General features: G+C 46.6%; 18 protein-coding genes. 11 read left to right on the top strand and 7 right to left on the bottom strand.

Features of this window, described 5'->3' with window-relative positions; translation table 11 throughout:
* The first annotated feature begins 88 nt into the window (after nt 1–88).
* Genes WBM30_RS04480 through WBM30_RS04465 form a run of 4 tightly spaced genes read left to right on the top strand, consistent with a single transcriptional unit; the run spans nt 89 to nt 3,078 of the window.
* On the top strand, nt 89–841 hold the full coding sequence (locus WBM30_RS04480; protein ID WP_424198751.1) for a tRNA1(Val) (adenine(37)-N6)-methyltransferase: 753 nt from the start codon (nt 89–91) through the stop codon (nt 839–841).
* Nucleotides 828–1,118, top strand: coding sequence for a GIY-YIG nuclease family protein (locus WBM30_RS04475; protein ID WP_424899571.1), 291 nt, complete (start codon nt 828–830; stop codon nt 1,116–1,118). The genes WBM30_RS04480 and WBM30_RS04475 overlap by 14 nt, the downstream gene beginning before the upstream one ends.
* 48 nt (nt 1,119–1,166) lie before the next feature.
* Nucleotides 1,167–2,039: a 16S rRNA (cytidine(1402)-2'-O)-methyltransferase gene (rsmI, locus tag WBM30_RS04470; RefSeq protein WP_424899570.1), complete on the top strand. Its 873-nt coding sequence runs from the start codon at nt 1,167–1,169 to the stop codon at nt 2,037–2,039.
* Between the two features lie 16 nt (nt 2,040–2,055).
* Nucleotides 2,056–3,078, top strand: a complete 1,023-nt coding sequence (locus WBM30_RS04465; protein WP_424899569.1) for a YdcF family protein — start codon at nt 2,056–2,058, stop codon at nt 3,076–3,078.
* An 84-nt stretch (nt 3,079–3,162) separates the two neighbouring features.
* Here the strand turns inward: WBM30_RS04465 and WBM30_RS04460 are convergent, their stop codons facing one another.
* Nucleotides 3,163–4,053 (bottom strand): HAD family hydrolase, encoded by an 891-nt coding sequence (locus tag WBM30_RS04460; RefSeq protein ID WP_424899568.1) that lies wholly within the window; start codon nt 4,051–4,053, stop codon nt 3,163–3,165.
* Entirely contained in the window at nt 4,053–4,928 is an 876-nt protein-coding gene (locus WBM30_RS04455) for a MurR/RpiR family transcriptional regulator (RefSeq protein ID WP_086630087.1), read from the bottom strand. The genes WBM30_RS04460 and WBM30_RS04455 overlap by 1 nt, the downstream gene beginning before the upstream one ends.
* A 174-nt stretch (nt 4,929–5,102) precedes the next feature.
* On the opposite strand from WBM30_RS04455, the gene WBM30_RS04450 reads away from it, so the two are divergent.
* The 7 genes from WBM30_RS04450 (at nt 5,103) to WBM30_RS04420 (ending at nt 10,947) form a co-directional block, all read left to right on the top strand.
* Complete coding sequence (locus WBM30_RS04450; RefSeq protein WP_424899567.1) at nt 5,103–6,107, top strand: D-isomer specific 2-hydroxyacid dehydrogenase family protein; 1,005 nt, start codon at nt 5,103–5,105, stop codon at nt 6,105–6,107.
* Between the two features lie 15 nt (nt 6,108–6,122).
* Complete coding sequence (locus WBM30_RS04445) at nt 6,123–7,226, top strand: iron-containing alcohol dehydrogenase family protein (RefSeq protein WP_424899566.1); 1,104 nt, start codon at nt 6,123–6,125, stop codon at nt 7,224–7,226.
* A gap of 3 nt (nt 7,227–7,229) precedes the next feature.
* A complete protein-coding gene (locus tag WBM30_RS04440; protein WP_106450980.1) occupies nt 7,230–8,054 on the top strand; it encodes a PTS mannose/fructose/sorbose/N-acetylgalactosamine transporter subunit IIC in 825 nt (274 codons plus the stop codon).
* A gap of 31 nt (nt 8,055–8,085) precedes the next feature.
* Entirely contained in the window at nt 8,086–8,955 is an 870-nt protein-coding gene (locus WBM30_RS04435) for a PTS system mannose/fructose/sorbose family transporter subunit IID (RefSeq protein ID WP_424899565.1), read from the top strand.
* Between the two features lie 29 nt (nt 8,956–8,984).
* The gene (locus WBM30_RS04430; protein ID WP_424899564.1) at nt 8,985–9,488 is read left to right on the top strand and encodes a PTS system mannose/fructose/N-acetylgalactosamine-transporter subunit IIB; all 504 of its coding nucleotides are present in this window, start codon (nt 8,985–8,987) and stop codon (nt 9,486–9,488) included.
* Nucleotides 9,489–9,577: 89 nt separating this feature from the next.
* Nucleotides 9,578–10,459, top strand: coding sequence for a hypothetical protein (locus WBM30_RS04425; protein WP_424899563.1), 882 nt, complete (start codon nt 9,578–9,580; stop codon nt 10,457–10,459).
* Between the two features lie 35 nt (nt 10,460–10,494).
* Nucleotides 10,495–10,947, top strand: a complete 453-nt coding sequence (locus WBM30_RS04420) for a PTS sugar transporter subunit IIA (protein WP_424899562.1) — start codon at nt 10,495–10,497, stop codon at nt 10,945–10,947.
* A 130-nt stretch (nt 10,948–11,077) separates the two neighbouring features.
* Here WBM30_RS04420 and mscL read toward each other — a convergent pair whose 3' ends face one another.
* The 5 genes from mscL to WBM30_RS04395 form a co-directional block, all read right to left on the bottom strand.
* On the bottom strand, nt 11,078–11,473 hold the full coding sequence (mscL, locus tag WBM30_RS04415; protein ID WP_424899561.1) for a large conductance mechanosensitive channel protein MscL: 396 nt from the start codon (nt 11,471–11,473) through the stop codon (nt 11,078–11,080).
* A gap of 90 nt (nt 11,474–11,563) precedes the next feature.
* On the bottom strand, nt 11,564–12,697 hold the full coding sequence (locus tag WBM30_RS04410) for an NAD(P)/FAD-dependent oxidoreductase (RefSeq protein WP_424899560.1): 1,134 nt from the start codon (nt 12,695–12,697) through the stop codon (nt 11,564–11,566).
* Between the two features lie 100 nt (nt 12,698–12,797).
* Nucleotides 12,798–14,048 carry a glutamate-5-semialdehyde dehydrogenase gene (locus tag WBM30_RS04405; protein ID WP_424899559.1) on the bottom strand — a complete coding sequence of 417 codons (1,251 nt, stop codon included), beginning with the start codon at nt 14,046–14,048 and terminating at the stop codon, nt 12,798–12,800.
* A gap of 13 nt (nt 14,049–14,061) precedes the next feature.
* Entirely contained in the window at nt 14,062–14,868 is an 807-nt protein-coding gene (proB, locus tag WBM30_RS04400) for a glutamate 5-kinase (RefSeq protein ID WP_424899615.1), read from the bottom strand.
* A gap of 321 nt (nt 14,869–15,189) precedes the next feature.
* Complete coding sequence (locus WBM30_RS04395) at nt 15,190–16,035, bottom strand: Cof-type HAD-IIB family hydrolase (RefSeq protein ID WP_424899558.1); 846 nt, start codon at nt 16,033–16,035, stop codon at nt 15,190–15,192.
* Nucleotides 16,036–16,313 lie beyond the last annotated feature (278 nt).

Below are 16,313 nucleotides of genomic sequence, written 5' to 3'. Positions count from 1 at the left end.
GTTTTGAGGATAAATGTAAGGGATATGCGGGCTGAAGCTTATTTCGGTTGCTGTATGTTTGATGATATATATACAAAGGGGAATAGGAATGGAAAATGTATTGAAGGAAGGCGAACGGTTGGATGTGCTGAAACGGGAAAACATCCAGATCATCCAAAGTTCAGCCGTGTTCTCTTTTTCGCTGGATGCGGTCCTGTTGGCGGATTTCGCGGAATTGCCGCGCGTGAAGCCGGCAAAGATAGTCGATCTCTGTGCCGGGAACGGGGCAGTCTCGTTCTTGTTGACAGGAAAAACCAAGAACCCGATCGTCGGAGTGGAACTGCAGGACCGTTTGGTGGATATGGCCCGCAGGACAGTCCAGCTGAATCAGTTGGAGGAGAAGGTTTCCTTCCTGCATGCGGATGTGAATGAGGTAACCCGCTTCATCAAACCGGATTCCGTCGATGTCATCACCTGCAATCCGCCCTACTTCAAGTTGACCGAATCCAGTTTCACGAATGAATTGGATGCTTTTGCGATCGCGCGGCACGAAATTCATTTGACGCTGGACCAATTGATGAAACAGACGAGCCATCTGCTGAAGATGAAGGGCAAGGCCTATTTCGTACATCGGCCGGATCGTTTGATGGAAATCCTGGAAACGATGCGAAACAACCGGATCGCGCCCAAAAAACTGCAGTTCATCTATCCAAAACAGAACAAGGAAGCGAACATGATTCTGATTGAAGGCATCAAGGACGGCAAGGAAGATGGCTTCCGTGTGCTGCCGCCGCTCGTTGTGTACAATGAAGAAGGGGAATACAGCCAGAAGGTAAAGGATGTCCTCTATGGCGAGCAGTGAGCACTACTTTTATGTGCTGCATTGCGCAGATGACTCTTTTTATGCCGGCTACACGACGGACACGCTTCGGCGCGAACAGGAGCACAATAAAGGCATCGGCAGCAAATATACCAAGGCGCGCCGCCCTATACAAATGATATATAATGAAGTCTTCGGTTCCAGAACAGAAGCGACCAAAGCGGAGGCGGCATTCAAGAAGCTGAGCCGAAAGCAGAAAGAGAATTTTTTGAAGGTGCACGGCACCCATCTGCCAGGTTCTGAACCAGGCGGGATTTAGCAGGTCGCCAGAATTGCCAAAATGAATCGAAATCAGAGGAGAACAAAGATGCAACTGCAAAAAAGTTATGAACAGCACGAGAGCGGCACGCTTTATTTAGTGCCGACTCCCATCGGAAATCTGGAAGATATGACCTTCCGTGCCATAAAGATACTGCGCGAAGTGGATCTGATTGCGGCTGAAGACACGCGCAATACGCGGAAACTGTTGACGCATTTCGAAGTAGACACTCCCCAAATCAGCTTCCACGAGCACAATACCCAAGAGCGCATTCCGCAATTGGTGGAAAGACTACTCGGGGGCCAATCCATTGCCCAAGTGAGCGATGCGGGGATGCCTTCGATCAGCGATCCAGGCCATGATTTGGTGCGCGCCTGCATCAACGCAAACGTGCCGGTTGTGCCGTTGCCTGGAGCCAATGCCGGTGTGACTGCATTGATCGCTTCCGGATTGGCGCCGCAGCCATTTTACTTTTTCGGCTTTCTGGAGCGCAAGAAGAAAGACCAAGTGGCCCAGTTGGAGTCGCTGAAGAACAGGGAAGAGACGATGATTTTCTATGAGTCGCCTTACCGGCTGAAGGAGTTGCTCAAAAATATCGCAACCGTGATGGGTGAAGGGCGCCAAGTCGTCATCTGCCGCGAATTAACGAAACGTTTTGAAGAATTCATCCGGGGTTCGGCAGAAGAATTGGCTGCTTGGGCCGAAGAAACGGAAATCAGAGGGGAAATCTGCCTGATGATAGCCGGTAATGATAACCCGGAAATGCCTGTTGAACAGACATTTGATGACCTCAGCGTCGCCGAATTGGTGGAAAAGCTGATGACGGAACAGGGGCTTTCTTCCAAAGATGCGATCAAAGAGACCGCAAAAATCAGGGATCTGAAGAAACAGGAAGTTTATCAAGCTTTCCACGGCTTCTAGACAGGAGGGATGACCGTTGCTGTTCTATTTATTGAGTATCTTCTCGTTAGGCGGGGTCATGACGCTCCGGAGGATGGGAAAAAACCGACAATTTCAAAGCTATTTGCTGGTTGCGGTGTTGCTGTTCCTATTCGTGGGAATGCTGCAGGGCAACGACTCGCCCCAAGTGGCGTGGATCCGTTATGCGGTGATGCTCTTCCGTGTCCTGTTTGGCTTGATTTCACCGTTCGCGTTCCTGTTTTTTGGCCTGGCGCTTGTCTTCAATGGGGTGCTGTTGCTCAAAAAAGAGGGCTGGGCCAAACGGTACGGCCTGTTGGTCGCGGTGGGCGCCTTCATTTTGTTGATGGACCTGTTGTTCTTGCTGAATTATTTTGTGTTCCATCATTACCTTATTTGGCGCTTCATGCGCTTGATGGGCTACTTCATCATCTACTTTGGTGTGATATTGATTTTGTTTTTTATCGCGACAGCCTTTTATGGCCTCGTTCCGGTTTCCTTGGATAAAGATTTCATCATTGTCCTGGGAGCGGGATTGCTGCCGAATGGTGGTATCAGTCCGCTGTTGCAGAGACGCTTGGACAGAGCGATCCGCTTTTTCAGGCATCAGACAGAGCGCACGCAAAAGCGGCCTTGCCGTCTGATTGTGAGCGGAGGGACAGGGGAAGACGAACCATTTTCCGAAGCCTTCGCCATGAAACGCTATCTGATGGAGAATGGCATCCCGGAAGAACTGATTCTTGAGGAAGACAAGTCCGTCAACACGTACCAGAACTTCCTTTACTCGAAGGGCATCATGGATGCGTACAAAGAAAGCTACAAGTGCCTCTTCATCACGAACAATTTTCATGTTGTCCGCAGCAGTCTTTACGCCCACCGAGTGGGATTGAAAACGGACGGCTTAGGAGCCTGGACGCCGCTTTATTTTTTGCCTTATGCTCTTCTGCGCGAATTCATCGCACTTATCTTTCTGCAGATCAAAGGGCATACACTGTTGCTGGCGCTCGTGCTGATGTTTGGATTGTGGAGAATCTATTTATAAAATCATAAGCACTGATTCTGGTGCCAAAAAAGCCGTATATTTGCGAAATATCGCATGGTATACGGCTTTTTTATGTTCTCTCGTTTAAAACAGTCCTTCTGATATCAATTGGGTCAAGCCGTGATAGACACCTTCGTCATCATTGGAAGGCGTTGTGTAGTTTGCCACGCTCTTGGCTTTGGGCAACGCGTTAGCCATTGCGAAGGAATAGGGTCTGTCGGAAAGCATCGATATATCATTCTCGCTGTCGCCAAAAACTGCCACTTCCTCATTTGAAATGCCCAGTTTTTCCAATAAGGTATCCAAGGCTTTGCCTTTGTTGATGCCTTTTTTTGTGATTTCAAGTTTCCGTTCATCAGAAAAGACCAGCTCGTACTCATCATACAGACCTAAATGAGGCAATGACTGCGTCACGGCCTCCATAAAATGCGGGTCTTGGCTGATCGAAATTTTATTGCAAGAAGCTGGCGCTTCGTTTAGATCAAGAATCAGTTTTTGTTCAGGATAGCCATCGCGCATATCGCATAACCAACTGTACATGCCGCTAGCCCAAGGATAATCGTCGGGCAGTCTCATTTCGCCGCGGATCTTCTTCTTTAAGGCATACAGCGAATCCGGCAAATAGGTGTACAGGCCGGCATCCTGGGAGAATTGGATCTCAACATTGAATGTGCGGAATACCGATGTGACTCTTTGGATGTCTTCTGAATCCATTATCCCCAATCTTTCCCTGGTCTGAGAGTTGAAATCATAAATGGAACTGCCGTTTACATCAATCAAATAACCTTGATGGGAATCCATCTTCAGTTTCAGGGCATCTGGCATCAGCCGCAAGTAACTTCTTCCGCTTGCCAATACCAGCGTGATGCCTTTTTGCTGGAGCGACAGGAGGAGTTCCTGGGTTTTGGGGCTGATGCCGTGATCAGCAGTCAGTAGTGTGCCGTCCATGTCGCAAACGATTGCTTTAATGGGCATTATCTATCCACCTCTATTTTTGTTGTCGAAAGGATTTCGCGTATCGTGTCGATTGATTCTATATTTGTATGCTCATCATGATAGAGATACGACAAGTAGATGATGTCCACTACTGTGATATAAAGTAATCGGGCTGAAAGTGCCTCGGACTGAAAAATGGATTCTTCCGTTTCGACTACGATGCTGACATCACTCAATCGGTTCAAAGCGCCTGGCGGATTCCCTGTCAGACAGATGATCTTAGCTTTATTATGTGCCGCTACTTCCGCAATCTTGATTGTTTCTGCGGTCTTTCCTGAGTGCGAGAAAAGGAAGACGCAATCGTTTTCCGTTAATTTGGAAGTGTGCATCAGCTGCATATGATAATCCGAAACATAGTTTACTGGGATCGCGGTTCTCAAGAATTTGTGGTAGGCGTCGAGCGCAATGACCGCGGAGGAACCAAGTCCAAAAAAGTGAAGCGCTTTCGAATTTACGATTATATCAAGAGCTTGTTGCAGTGCTTCCCCTGATAGTTTGCTCATCAGGCTTTGCAGCATAATTTGTGAGGATTGAATGACTTTTTTAGAAATATCGCTCGGCGTGTCCGAAGCGGTAATGTCGGTAAATACGGCTAACTGGTGCGTGCGTTCTTCAGACATACGATAGTTTGATGCGACGCTGATTTTGAAATCCTGGAAACCTTTGAAGCCTATTCTTTTCACGAATTTAAAAATCGTTGATTCTGAAAAATCCGTTTCTTCGGCAAGATTGGATAATGTTTTGTTCACTAGGTCCATGCCCAAGCTCACGAAATAGTCGGCAATCTTTAATTCAGTGGCTGAAAAAGTTTCGTAGTGTGGTTTCAGGATCATTTGGATATAATTTTTTGACATATATGAGCACCTCCTTGGGAATAGTATAGCATATTCGCGTTTAGTAATAAATATTTTTTATTTTAGCTTTACAAAGTAAAAAATATTTATTATAATCAGAATATAAATTAAGAAAACGATTACAAAGAAGTGTTTGGCGGAGATAACGTTTTACAAGTGGAGGGGTAAAGAAAAATGACTCAAGAAAATAAGATAGCCATTGTCAATTCAAGCAGTTTTGGGAAGATGTTTGACACGCATGTGGAAAGACTGGGAAAAATCGGGCAGGTCGATCGTTTCGATTTTGATAGTTCTATTGAAGGAAAGCAACTAGCTGAATCCTTAATAGGGTATAATATTATTATCGCGAGTGTAACACCATTTTTCACTAGCGAATTTTTTGAGCATAAGGATGAACTGAAGTTGATCACGCGTCATGGAATCGGGTACAACAATATAGATCTGGAAGCTGCCAAGGCACATGGTACGATTGTCGCGATTGTTCCTCCTCTGATTGAGCGCGACGCAGTTGCAGAAAATAATGTTACCAATTTACTTGCGTTGATGCGGCGCACAACTGAGTCGGCGCAGGAAGTCAAAAATGATGGCTGGGAAAATCGAGCGCGGTTTATTGGAAACGGTTTATGCGGAAAAACGGTAGGCGTCATTGGTGTTGGCAATATCGGCAGCCGAGCCGTCGAAATCCTGCATTATGGATTCAGGTGTGAAGTGTTGGGGGTCGATCCGAACAAGACCGCGTTGGAAATCGAGATTTTCGGCGGCAAGAAAGTCGAATTGGACGAACTTCTGGAGCGGGCCGAGGTCATTTGCCTCTGCGCAAGTCTGAATGAAACGAACTACCATCTGGTTTCCAAAGAAACCATTGCGAAAATGAGGGACGGTGTCTACATATCCAACTCAGCTCGTGGGGCACTGGTAGACGAAGCGGCAATCATCGAAGCGATCCAAACCGGGAAACTGCGCGGATATGCAACAGATGTACTGGAAGTTGAACCGGGACACAGTGACCATCCTTTCCTGGCGTATCCGAATATCATTGTGACCCCTCACACGTCCGCATACACAATGGAGTGCCTGGAAGGAATGGGAGACAAATGTGTTTCTGACTGTGAATCGATAGTGGAAGGGAGGATGCCTCGACGGGTAGTGCAACCAGTAAGTCCTTATATTACAGCATGAGGGAGGTGAATAAAGTTGGATACAGTTGTAAATGTAAAAGTTGGCCCGCAATTTTATAAGTATGGGCAAGGCGCTATGGAAGTGATTCCTGACATAGTGAAGGAATACGGTGCGAAACGGGTGCTGCTAGTTCATGGCACGATTTCATGGGCGAAAGCAAGTCCGTATTTGGAATTTCTGGATGAGGACTTCACAATCCAGTACGAGAAATACAACGGTGAGTGCAGCTATAATGAAGCAAACCGATTGGCCAAACTAGTCGGCGATGGCAACTTTGACTTTATCATCGGCGTTGGCGGAGGGAAATTGTGTGATCTGGTTTACTACGTCGCTTCCTTGACGAAAAAACCTTTCGGTGTCGTTCCGACATTGGCCAGTAATTGTGCACCATGGGCGCCCTTATCCGTTATGTACAAAGATAACGGACTCGCTGAAGGCAAAACGGAACATTACAAAAGACAGGCAGCATTTCTGATCACTGATCCAACGTTGGTCATCGATGCGCCGATAAAATTCTTTATTGCAGGAATCGCGGATACTATAGCTAAGTGGTATGAATCCGATATGATATTGGAGCAGCCGCAGTTTGAAGCGAATAATTTCTTGATGCTCGCACGGCATTCGGCGCGGATCTGCAAAGATGTCATCGCTGAAGATGGTTTGAAGGCTATCGAGGATATGCGCAATGGAACGGTATCTGCAGCGTTTATCAAGGTGTCTGAAGTAATATTCGGGGTTGCGGGACTGGTTGGGGGATTTGGCGACAAATATGCCCGTAATACAGCCGCTCATGCCATTCATGATGCGATTTCAGCTTATCTGCCGGGAGTCCACAACTACTTGCATGGTGAGAAAGTGGCATATGGCATTTTCTATCAATTGGCTCTGGAAGGCAAATGGCAAGTAATTGACGAATTGATTCCGATGTATGAAGCTTTAAGTTTACCGAAATCATTAACCGAAATGGGCGAGTATCCTTTGGCAGAAGAGGAACTCAACAACATAGTCGAACTGGTCAACAAAAAGCAAAAAGTGCATTTGTTGCCGATGACGATCAATGAAGCAGTCTTGAAAAAAGCAATAATAGATTTAGAAAAATACATAAATACGGAGGTATAGGCAATGGAAAATATTACCGCAATGCAAAGTTTGTTAATTGCACTTTGGGTAGGGGCAGTCATGTCACGTGCATTTTTAGGTGGAGCGACATTAACATTACGTTTTTCCCCTTTGATGACGGGTTTGATCGCAGGTATTGTAATGGGTGACGTTCCACAAGCAATGATTATCACAGCAGCAATTCAGCTGATTTACATGGGGGTTTTCTCTCCAGGGGGAACGATGCCTTCTGAACCATCAATCGCAGCAGCGATCGCGGTGCCGGTTGCTTTAATGGGTAACCTGCAGCCTGAAGCAGCGATAGCTGTAGCTGTACCGGTAGGTTTATTGGGTGCTTATCTGTACCAATTCAGATTTTTCATCAATACATTTTTGGGTAAATACACCGATAAAGCCGTCGAAGACTTGAATGACGGTGCAATCGTAAGATCGATCATCCTTTATCCAACAATCGCTTCTTTCCTTTTGTTTGTGCCATTAGTATTCGTTGCTTTGTACTTCGGAGCACCAGTTATTGCTGATGTCATCACCGCACTTGAAGGTACAGTTGTGTTCCATATTCTTACTGTTGTCGGTGGCGGTCTAGCGGCTATCGGTATTGCAACAACGATTTATGTTATCGGCCGTAAAGACTACATGGTTTTCTTCCTGTTAGCATACTTGATGAGCGTTGTGCTGGCTTCCTTATCAATCACGATGGTAACCTATGCCATTGTCGGAGCTTTAATAGCAGCCATTTTCGTGTTAAGCAAGGGACAAGCTGCAAAAACATCTTCTGCTTCCGCTGGTAGTGCAGCGCTTGAAGATGACGATGACGACGATTTCTAAAAAGTATGCAAATTGAAAGGAAGATGAAAAAATGATAAACGCTAATCTAGATGCTAAAGAACAAAACATGTTAGCACCAGAAGAAATAACCGCTAAAGATGTTACGAAAACCTATTTACGCTGGCACTTTGCAAACGAAATTCCTCACTCATTCGAACGTTATTTGGCTCCATCGCTTCTTTATGCGATGATGCCGATTCTGCGCAAACTGTACAAAGATGAGGATCAATTAAGAGCCGCCTACAAACGCCAATTGCTGTTCTTCAATACGCAACTGTCATGGGGTGGCGGAGTCATCACAGGGCTGATGTCTTCGATGGAACAAGAACGCGCCAAAGAAGTGGTAAACGGCGAAGAAGTCACCATGACTGATGATCTGATGTACAATACTAAAGCAGGTTTAATGGGAGCTTTGGCTGGGATCGGTGATTCGATCGACTCAGGAACTGTACAATACATTTTTATCGCTATCGCTGTTCCTTGGGCACAAATGGGTAGCCCGATCGGCGCCTTGTTCCCATTCATCGCTTTTGCTCTTTACCAAGCAGTGTTAGGTGTATTCTTTGCACGAAGCGCATTCAAGACAGGTAAAAATGCAACGGGTGTGATGCATAGCGCTGGGATTCAGACTGTTATCGAAATGTTGTCTATCCTAGGGATGTTTATGATGGGGATTTTAGCCGGAAATTATGTTAAAGTTTCATCAAGCTTAGAATTTGAGATTTCTGGACGTCCATTTATTATTCAGGAAATACTGGATAAGATCATGCCTGGCATGTTGCCATTGGCCGTTGTTCTGGGTGTATACTTCTTCTACATCAAAAAAGGTCTGAAGGTAACGCGTGCATTAGTAGGCTTGACGTTGATTTTGATTGTTCTGGCTGGCATAGGTATTCTATAAAAAAGGCATAAGAAAGGAAAGTGTAAAAAATGGGAGTTGTAAATTTAGCGCGTGTAGACGAGAGACTGATCCATGGTCAAGTCATGTTGACATTGTCCCAAAGAGATGGCGTCAATTCGATCTTTGTAGTGGATGATGTTGTTGCCAAAGATAAATTCATGAAGGATCTGTACAAGAGTGCGGGTAGCCGTACCGGACAAAAAACAATTGTCATGACTGAAGAAAAGTGCAAATTCTATTGGGATGAGTTCAAATTTAAAGAGTACAGTGCTATCCTGATCACGAAAACAGTGACCGGAATTTATAATCTGGTTAAATATGGTGTTCCGATCAAAGATCTGAATATCGGCGGAATCGCCAAAAAAGGCGACGACGATATTTTGGTCACAAAATCAGTTTATCTGAACAAAGCAGATGCATTGAAATTGAAAGAATTAAATGAAGACTATGGAGTTGAAAACATCTATTTCCAAGCAACACCATCTTCGTCAAGCTCTAGCTTAGCGGATGTATTAAAGCAATTCGGTTTATAAAATAATTCCTGGTGGGAAAGCAGTTATTGCGAAATAGCTGCTTTTCTCAATCGGGAAAATAGTGACCAAAATGACAGGTGGCAAATACTATGCAGCAAAATGAAAAATTTAAAGATTGGCTATTTCGATATCAGTCTTTTTATCGTGTACGCCGTACTGATAAAAGCAAACGGCGGTTTATCTCGGCATTGGTGGCGGATATTTCTGACATGCGAGAGGATGTGCAGGTGATCGAATACAATCGCCATAAAAAATATGCATCAAGGAACGTGTACGTTGGCGATATCGGAAAAGCGGATCAGATCATTTGCACGTATTATGACACGCCAATCCAGCATTTTGGTCCTTATGTTTTATTTGATCGGGAAGTACAGGAAAAGCGGACAACCAGTTTCATTATAGTCAGTTCTGTCCTGTTACTCCTGGCGGGTATTGCCGGAACGCTCTTTTATATGCAGAATGCATCTGGTGCGGTTGACCTGATTTCTGTTCGCACCTTGTTTATCGCGCTAGCTTATGGTGTCTATTTCTACTTGTTCGGCAAGATCGCGAAGGGGTCGGCAAACCGAAAGACGTTGATTCGAAATACTTCGTCCATCCTTGCTATGTTGGCAATGATGAGTGAGGCAAAAGGGGAGAAAACAGCTTTCGCTTTTGTGGATGAAGGCAGTTTTGGAGAAAGTGGTCTGGAAGCAATGCGTACACCTGGAAATAAGAAAGCGAAGATTTTCTTTTTGGATTGCGTGGGTGCAGATGCTCCGCTGCATGTTATCGGCAATGACGTTTCCAAAGCGAAATTGTCGGAATTAGGCATTGATCATCAGTCGTCAGACGAAAGGGTCACTTATATCTTCAGTGCAAAAACTTTGGAAAAAGAACAAAAAACGCAATTTTATCTGGATAAGTCGGATTTGAGCCAAAAGAATTTAAATATGGAAAATATTACAAAAGTTGTGGAATTGTGCAGATAGGAACTGGACCTTTCTGTAACTAAGGAGGATTATCAATGTTAGGAATCGTTATTGCAACACATGGTTCGTTAAGCAACGGACTTAAAGATTCAGCGGAAGTGATCTTTGGCCCGACCAATAATATCGCAACAGCAAACTTGAATCTGGGGGACGACGTACAGGCGTTGGGCGCAACAATTAAAGAATCCATCCTTGAAGTCAATCAAGGTGACGGGGTCATCGTATTGGTGGATCTGGTGAGCGCCAGCCCATACAACCAATCAGTACTTGTGACGAATAGTCTGGAGAAACCGTTGCAAGATTCTGTTTACATCATTGGCGGGGTAAACCTTCCGATGCTGTTGGAAGGGATCAACCATCAATTGATCGGGACGCCTGTGGAAGAAGCTGCCGAAGCTGTGATCGCTCAAGGAAAAAACAGTATCAGTGATTGGCATGTATCCATGATTGCAGACGACGATGATGATGAGGACGACGACGCTTTTTAAGAAAAATAAAATGGACCCTATAGAATGGACACTAAAAAAGTGCCCTCTATAGGGTTCATTTTTGTATACTTATAAGTGGAGTCTAAAAACCTGCTCCCTGTATATTACAGGGAGCAGGTTTTGCTGAGCATTATTCGACTTTTTTGTTCTGGTTCACCATCAAATCACGGATCTCTTTCAGGTAAAGTTCAACAACCGGTACTTCGGCTTCCACTTCCACTGGTTCTTCAGCAGGCATTCTGCTTTTAAGTTTGTTGATTACCTTGATCATCAGGAAGAGGACAAGTGCGATCAGCAAGAAGTTCAGTAAGGCCTGCAGGAAATTACCGTAAGTGAAGTCTGCCTGCCCGATTTTGAAGGAAAGACCGGTCAAATCTGCATTTCCGGTCAAGGCTACGATGATCGGTGTGATGATATCTTTAACTAATGAATTGACGATTGCTGTAAATGCACCCCCGATGACAACCCCGACGGCAAGATCAAGCACGTTTCCTCGCATGATGAATAATTTAAATTCTTTCCACATATTTTTCACCTCCGTTTAAGATAATTATATTTCAATTGCATTGAGATAGCAAAAAATACATGCTTCGGCGGATGATATTTTTATGTTTTTCTAGCGACCGACCGGTTTGACGTAGGCGGCGACCGGATAATTCTCGGTAGGTAAGCTACTTTCTTTTCCCTGCGCCAATTCGGCCAACAGATAACCGATCAGTGGGCCGGAAGTCAGTCCGGATGAGCCGAGCCCGCTTGCCGCGAAGCAATTTTGCAGGCCAGGCACACTGCCGAAGAAGGGGCTGAAGTCGGAAGTGTAGGCCCTTGTGCCGACACGGATATCCGCGTTTACTACATCTTTCAGGTGTGGGAGCCAAGTGTAGGCTTGTTCCAACATCGGATCCGTAACGGAAGCATCGGGCTGCAGATCATAACCCCTGTCGTTCTCATGGCTTGCGCCGACGACTGTTTTTCCATTGTCGAACGGAAGTAGGTCGATTTCGCCTTGGGGCATGATGACCGGGTAATTTTGCGGATCGGTGTCTTCATTTTGTTGGAGGACGACCAGTTGCCCCTTTTGCCCCCTGACATCGACCGTGTACCCGAGTGGTTTGAGGAGCTGAGGCAGCCAAGCGCCGGCCGCCAGGATGACCGCATCGAATCTTTGCGGTGGTCCGTCCAACGTCAGGAGGGACAAGGTGCCGTCTTTATCCTTGGCAAGGGAGACGGTTTCTTTGTGGATGCTGCCTCCGTACAGGGTTGTCGCCTTCAGCAATGTCTTCGTCAACGCCCGACCGTCCACGCGGGCACCACCGCCTACGTAAAGGGCTTGCTCAACGTTGGCGAGGGTCGGGAAGGCTTTTTGGAGTTCGCTGCCTTTCAGGATAGCGACGTTCCCGATCAAAGGCGCCTGCTCGCGGCGTTCCAGTGCGCGATCATGGACCTCATGGAGGTAGTCGACGGATTGTCCTAGGATCAGGGCGCCGCAGCGTGCGTAAGCATCCGTCTTTAAGCCGTCGGAAGCCAAGTCAGCCAACAGCTGGTCATAAAAAGCCGCGCCTTCGGAGACGAGGCGGTACCAATTTTTGTTGCGGCGCCTGGATAGCCATGGGCAAATGATACCTGCCGCCGCGGCTGTTGCTTGGCCGTTGCCGCTGTCGAATACGCTGACGCTGTGGCCGGCTCTTGCCAAATAATAACTTGCGGTGGCGCCGACGATTCCGCCACCGATGACTGCAATCTTCTTTTGCATTTGTGGAACCCTTCTTTCTCCGGTAGCCGGTTGTTGCATTGTGGACAGAAAAAGCCGGGAACGGTGTCCCGGCTCTAAGCGTTTTTGAGGAGGATCCTTCTTAGGATCTGATTTGGCCTTCGCCGTAGATGATGTATTTGTAGGAAGTCAATTCCTTCAATCCCATCGGTCCACGGGCATGGAGTTTTTGCGTGCTGATGCCGATTTCTCCACCGAATCCGAAACAACCGCCGTCCGTGAAGCGAGAAGAGGCGTTGATGTAGACTGCCGCTGCATCGATATCGTTCAGGAAGTTCTGTGCCGTTTGGTAATGATCGGTGACAATCACTTCGGAATGGCCCGTGCTGTATTTTTGGATATGTGCGATGGCATCGTCATAGGAAGAAACCACTTTTACCGCCAAAATGAAATCCGAGAATTCGGCAGCGAAATCTTCTTCTGTTGCTGGCACAGCTTCAGGCAGGATGCTGCAAGTCTTCACATCGCCGCGCAATTCCACTTTATAAGGCGCCAAAGCTTCCGCGAAAACGGGCAGAAAGGCATCAGCGACTGCTTCGTGGACAACAAGCGTTTCGATGGAATTGCAGACGGAAGGGCGGGAACATTTCGCATTGACCAGAATACGCGTAGCCATCTCCAATTCGGCCTCCTTATCGATGTACAGGTGGCAATTTCCGACACCTGTTTCGATGACCGGCACAGTCGCGTTTTTCAACACGTTCTGGATCAGTCCGGCTCCACCACGAGGGATTAGGCAATCCAGATAGCCATTCAGTTTCATGAATTCATTGGCCAGTTCGCGGGACGGATCAGGGATCAGTTGCAGCGTTTCCTTGGCGAAACCGGCGTCCGCGAGTCCGGCCTGCAATGCAGTCATGATGGCTTTGTTGGATTCCAAAGCCTCTTTTCCGCCGCGCAGGATGACGGCATTCCCCGATTTGAAGCAAAGGGCACTCGCATCCGCTGTGACGTTTGGACGTGATTCATAAATGATTCCGATGACGCCAAGCGGAACACGCTGCTTGCCGATCATCAAACCATCGGCTGATTTCGTCATTTCCTCAACGTAACCGATCGGATCAGGCAGTTGAGCGATTTCCTTGAAACTGTCCGCCATCCCTTTGATCCGTTGCGGATTCAAAGTCAAACGTTCGATCATCGGCGTTGCCAATCCATTAGCCTCGGCTGCTGCGATGTCATTCGCATTGGCTGCCAGGATGGCATTCTGATGTGTGTAAAGGGCAGCTTCCATGGCCAAAAGCCCCTCATTCTTTTGTTTGGTTGATGCTTTCCTCAGGCTGTTGGCTGCGGCTTTCGCGGCAATGCCCATTTCTTGCAATAAACTGTTCATCGAATATCCTCCTCTATTTGTCTTCCCTCACAAAATAGGTTCCAATTTCTTTGCCGGCCAGTATATCGAACAGTACGGTCGGGTCGGTGGCTTGCGTCAAAACCATTTGTTGCTTGTTCTTCAGGATTTGTTTAGCAGCTTTCAATTTTGTTGCCATGCCACCGGTCCCGAATTTCGAACCGTTCCCGCCAGCCAAAGCCATTTCCTTTGCCGTGACGACATGGATGGTATGGAAGAGGACGGCATCCGGATGGGACATCGGATTTTTATCATAAAAACCTGGGACATCGGACAGCATGATCAGCAGGTCGGCGGAGATGATCTCTGCAACGGTTGCGGAAAGGCGATCGTTATCCCCGAATTTTGTCAGGTGATCCAATTCTTCAACAGAGACAGCGTCATTTTCATTCACGATCGGGATGATGCCCATTTTCAACAACTGCTCGAAGGCGTTTACGGCATTCCTGCGGCTTTCCGGGAACTGCACGATATCCAGGGTCATGAGTATTTGCCCCACGATTTGGTTATAGTGCGAGAAAAAGCGGGTGTAGAGGTTCATCAGTTCGGATTGCCCGACAGAAGCGACGGCTTGTTGCTCCGGGATGGTTTTCGGACGATGCGGGAGGTTCAGGCGGTTGAGCCCGACTCCGATCGCGCCGGAAGACACCAAGACGATTTCTTTGCCTTGATTGCGCAGGACGGTCAAGACATAAGCAAGCCGGTCGAACGTCTGGTAGTTGACGGATCCGTCCGCCAGCATCAAAGAACTTGTGCCGATTTTGATGACGATCCTTTTGCAGTCCAATATTTTATTGCGAATAGGTTCCATGTGCACATCCCCGTTTACGATTTGATTTTTTTCATCTATAAGAGAGTCGTTTTTTTTATGTATTGCAGAGCTCGCATTCAGCGAGGTATTACTTCATATAGTATCATGGAATGGCGAAAAAATTAAGATATAGCAAAAAAAAGCTGCCTGAAGTTATCAGGCAGCCCTAAAGGAGTTGCTCTTTACTTTGGAGGAGTAAAGAAATTGAAAAAAAAGATTGTTTGTGATTGGCCTACAGTCATGATAAATCTCAAGTATGAAGAAACTATGAAGATAGTTTTATGAAATGGATAAGATTCTTAGCTGCCATTATCAGATGAGCCCGAAAGTGAGGAATGCCTGATGAAGGCCATCCTCGTCCACTGAACCAGTGACATGATCCGCGACAGCCTTCAATTCTTCCTTGGCATTCCCCATAGCGATGCCGATCTCGCAATAGTCGAACATCTCCAAGTCATTCAAGCCGTCTCCGATCGCAATCGTCCGTTCTTTGGAGAGTCCAAGGTGTGCCAACAACGCTTCAATGGCGGTCGCCTTGTGTATGCCCGGAACCATCAGCTCGCCGCTCTCGTCCCCAAACGAAGGCACAGTGCATTGAATCGTATCAAAGGCGTTTTCGAATTCCGCTTTGATCTGTGCGAAAGAAAGTTTGTCGCTCTGAAGGAAGCAAGCCTTATTGACATCTGTCTTATACAGATCCTCTTCGCCGTAAATCAGTCCCTCTATGAAGGGGTGCGGCTGTTCTTCTTTGCGTCTGCTGGCATCCGGATCGTTTTCGAGATCACCATAAATGCAACGTTCCACATGCGGCAGAAAATTTTTGCTGGCAAACAGGCCGCCGTTTGACTCCAAGTAAAAATCAACGCCATGCTGATCAAAGAAATCCACCATCCGTCTGACTTCGCTGGCCGGGACCGTCTTATGGTAAAGCATTCCGTCATGCAACTCAACGAAGCCGCCGCCAGCGCCAATGATGCCGTCGAAGCCGATTTCCATGATGAAGTCATAGATCTCCGGTTTTGAGCGGCCGGTGCACAAATAAATCTCATGACCATTCAGTCGGGCCTGTCTGCATGCGTCCGCAGCGGATGCGGGAACCCAACCGTCATCTGCAACCAAAGTACCATCAATATCCAAAAAAATGATTTTTTTATCCAATCTATATCCTCGCTCTCTTCCCTTAAACGGGGCTGTCCGATTTTCAAGTCTACTATATAATGGAATGGGAATTATTGCCAGTAGAAGAGACCGCTCAGAGCCAGGCTTTTTGAAGAATTGGCAATCTTTCAGAAAAAAATTAAAAGAATCATTGACAGCGTTCGGCTACGATGATAGTATATAGAAGTTGTCCGCCAGAATCGGCTTTGAAATGATTTGAAAAAATTGTTGACATGCGATTTAGAGCGTGATATTATATAAAAGTTGCTGATCCAAGC

It is taken from the genome of Trichococcus sp., assembly GCF_049684335.1.
GTDB lineage: Bacteria > Bacillota > Bacilli > Lactobacillales > Aerococcaceae > Trichococcus.
This window is presented reverse-complemented; position numbering and strand designations above follow the sequence as displayed.

Excerpts from the sequence above, each read along its gene's own strand:
- mscL (WP_424899561.1), bottom strand. The coding sequence starts at position 11,473 with ATGTGGAAAGAATTTAAATTATTCATCATGCGAGGAAACGTGCTTGAT.
- WBM30_RS04405 (WP_424899559.1), bottom strand. The coding sequence starts at position 14,048 with ATGAACAGTTTATTGCAAGAAATGGGCATTGCCGCGAAAGCCGCAGCC.
- WBM30_RS04425 (WP_424899563.1), top strand. The coding sequence starts at position 9,578 with ATGCAGCAAAATGAAAAATTTAAAGATTGGCTATTTCGATATCAGTCT.
- rsmI (WP_424899570.1), top strand. The coding sequence starts at position 1,167 with ATGCAACTGCAAAAAAGTTATGAACAGCACGAGAGCGGCACGCTTTAT.
- WBM30_RS04440 (WP_106450980.1), top strand. The coding sequence starts at position 7,230 with ATGGAAAATATTACCGCAATGCAAAGTTTGTTAATTGCACTTTGGGTA.
- WBM30_RS04420 (WP_424899562.1), top strand. The coding sequence starts at position 10,495 with ATGTTAGGAATCGTTATTGCAACACATGGTTCGTTAAGCAACGGACTT.
- WBM30_RS04480 (WP_424198751.1), top strand. The coding sequence starts at position 89 with ATGGAAAATGTATTGAAGGAAGGCGAACGGTTGGATGTGCTGAAACGG.
- WBM30_RS04455 (WP_086630087.1), bottom strand. The coding sequence starts at position 4,928 with ATGTCAAAAAATTATATCCAAATGATCCTGAAACCACACTACGAAACT.
- WBM30_RS04435 (WP_424899565.1), top strand. The coding sequence starts at position 8,086 with ATGATAAACGCTAATCTAGATGCTAAAGAACAAAACATGTTAGCACCA.
- WBM30_RS04460 (WP_424899568.1), bottom strand. The coding sequence starts at position 4,053 with ATGCCCATTAAAGCAATCGTTTGCGACATGGACGGCACACTACTGACT.
- WBM30_RS04410 (WP_424899560.1), bottom strand. The coding sequence starts at position 12,697 with ATGCAAAAGAAGATTGCAGTCATCGGTGGCGGAATCGTCGGCGCCACC.
- WBM30_RS04430 (WP_424899564.1), top strand. The coding sequence starts at position 8,985 with ATGGGAGTTGTAAATTTAGCGCGTGTAGACGAGAGACTGATCCATGGT.
- WBM30_RS04450 (WP_424899567.1), top strand. The coding sequence starts at position 5,103 with ATGACTCAAGAAAATAAGATAGCCATTGTCAATTCAAGCAGTTTTGGG.
- WBM30_RS04475 (WP_424899571.1), top strand. The coding sequence starts at position 828 with ATGGCGAGCAGTGAGCACTACTTTTATGTGCTGCATTGCGCAGATGAC.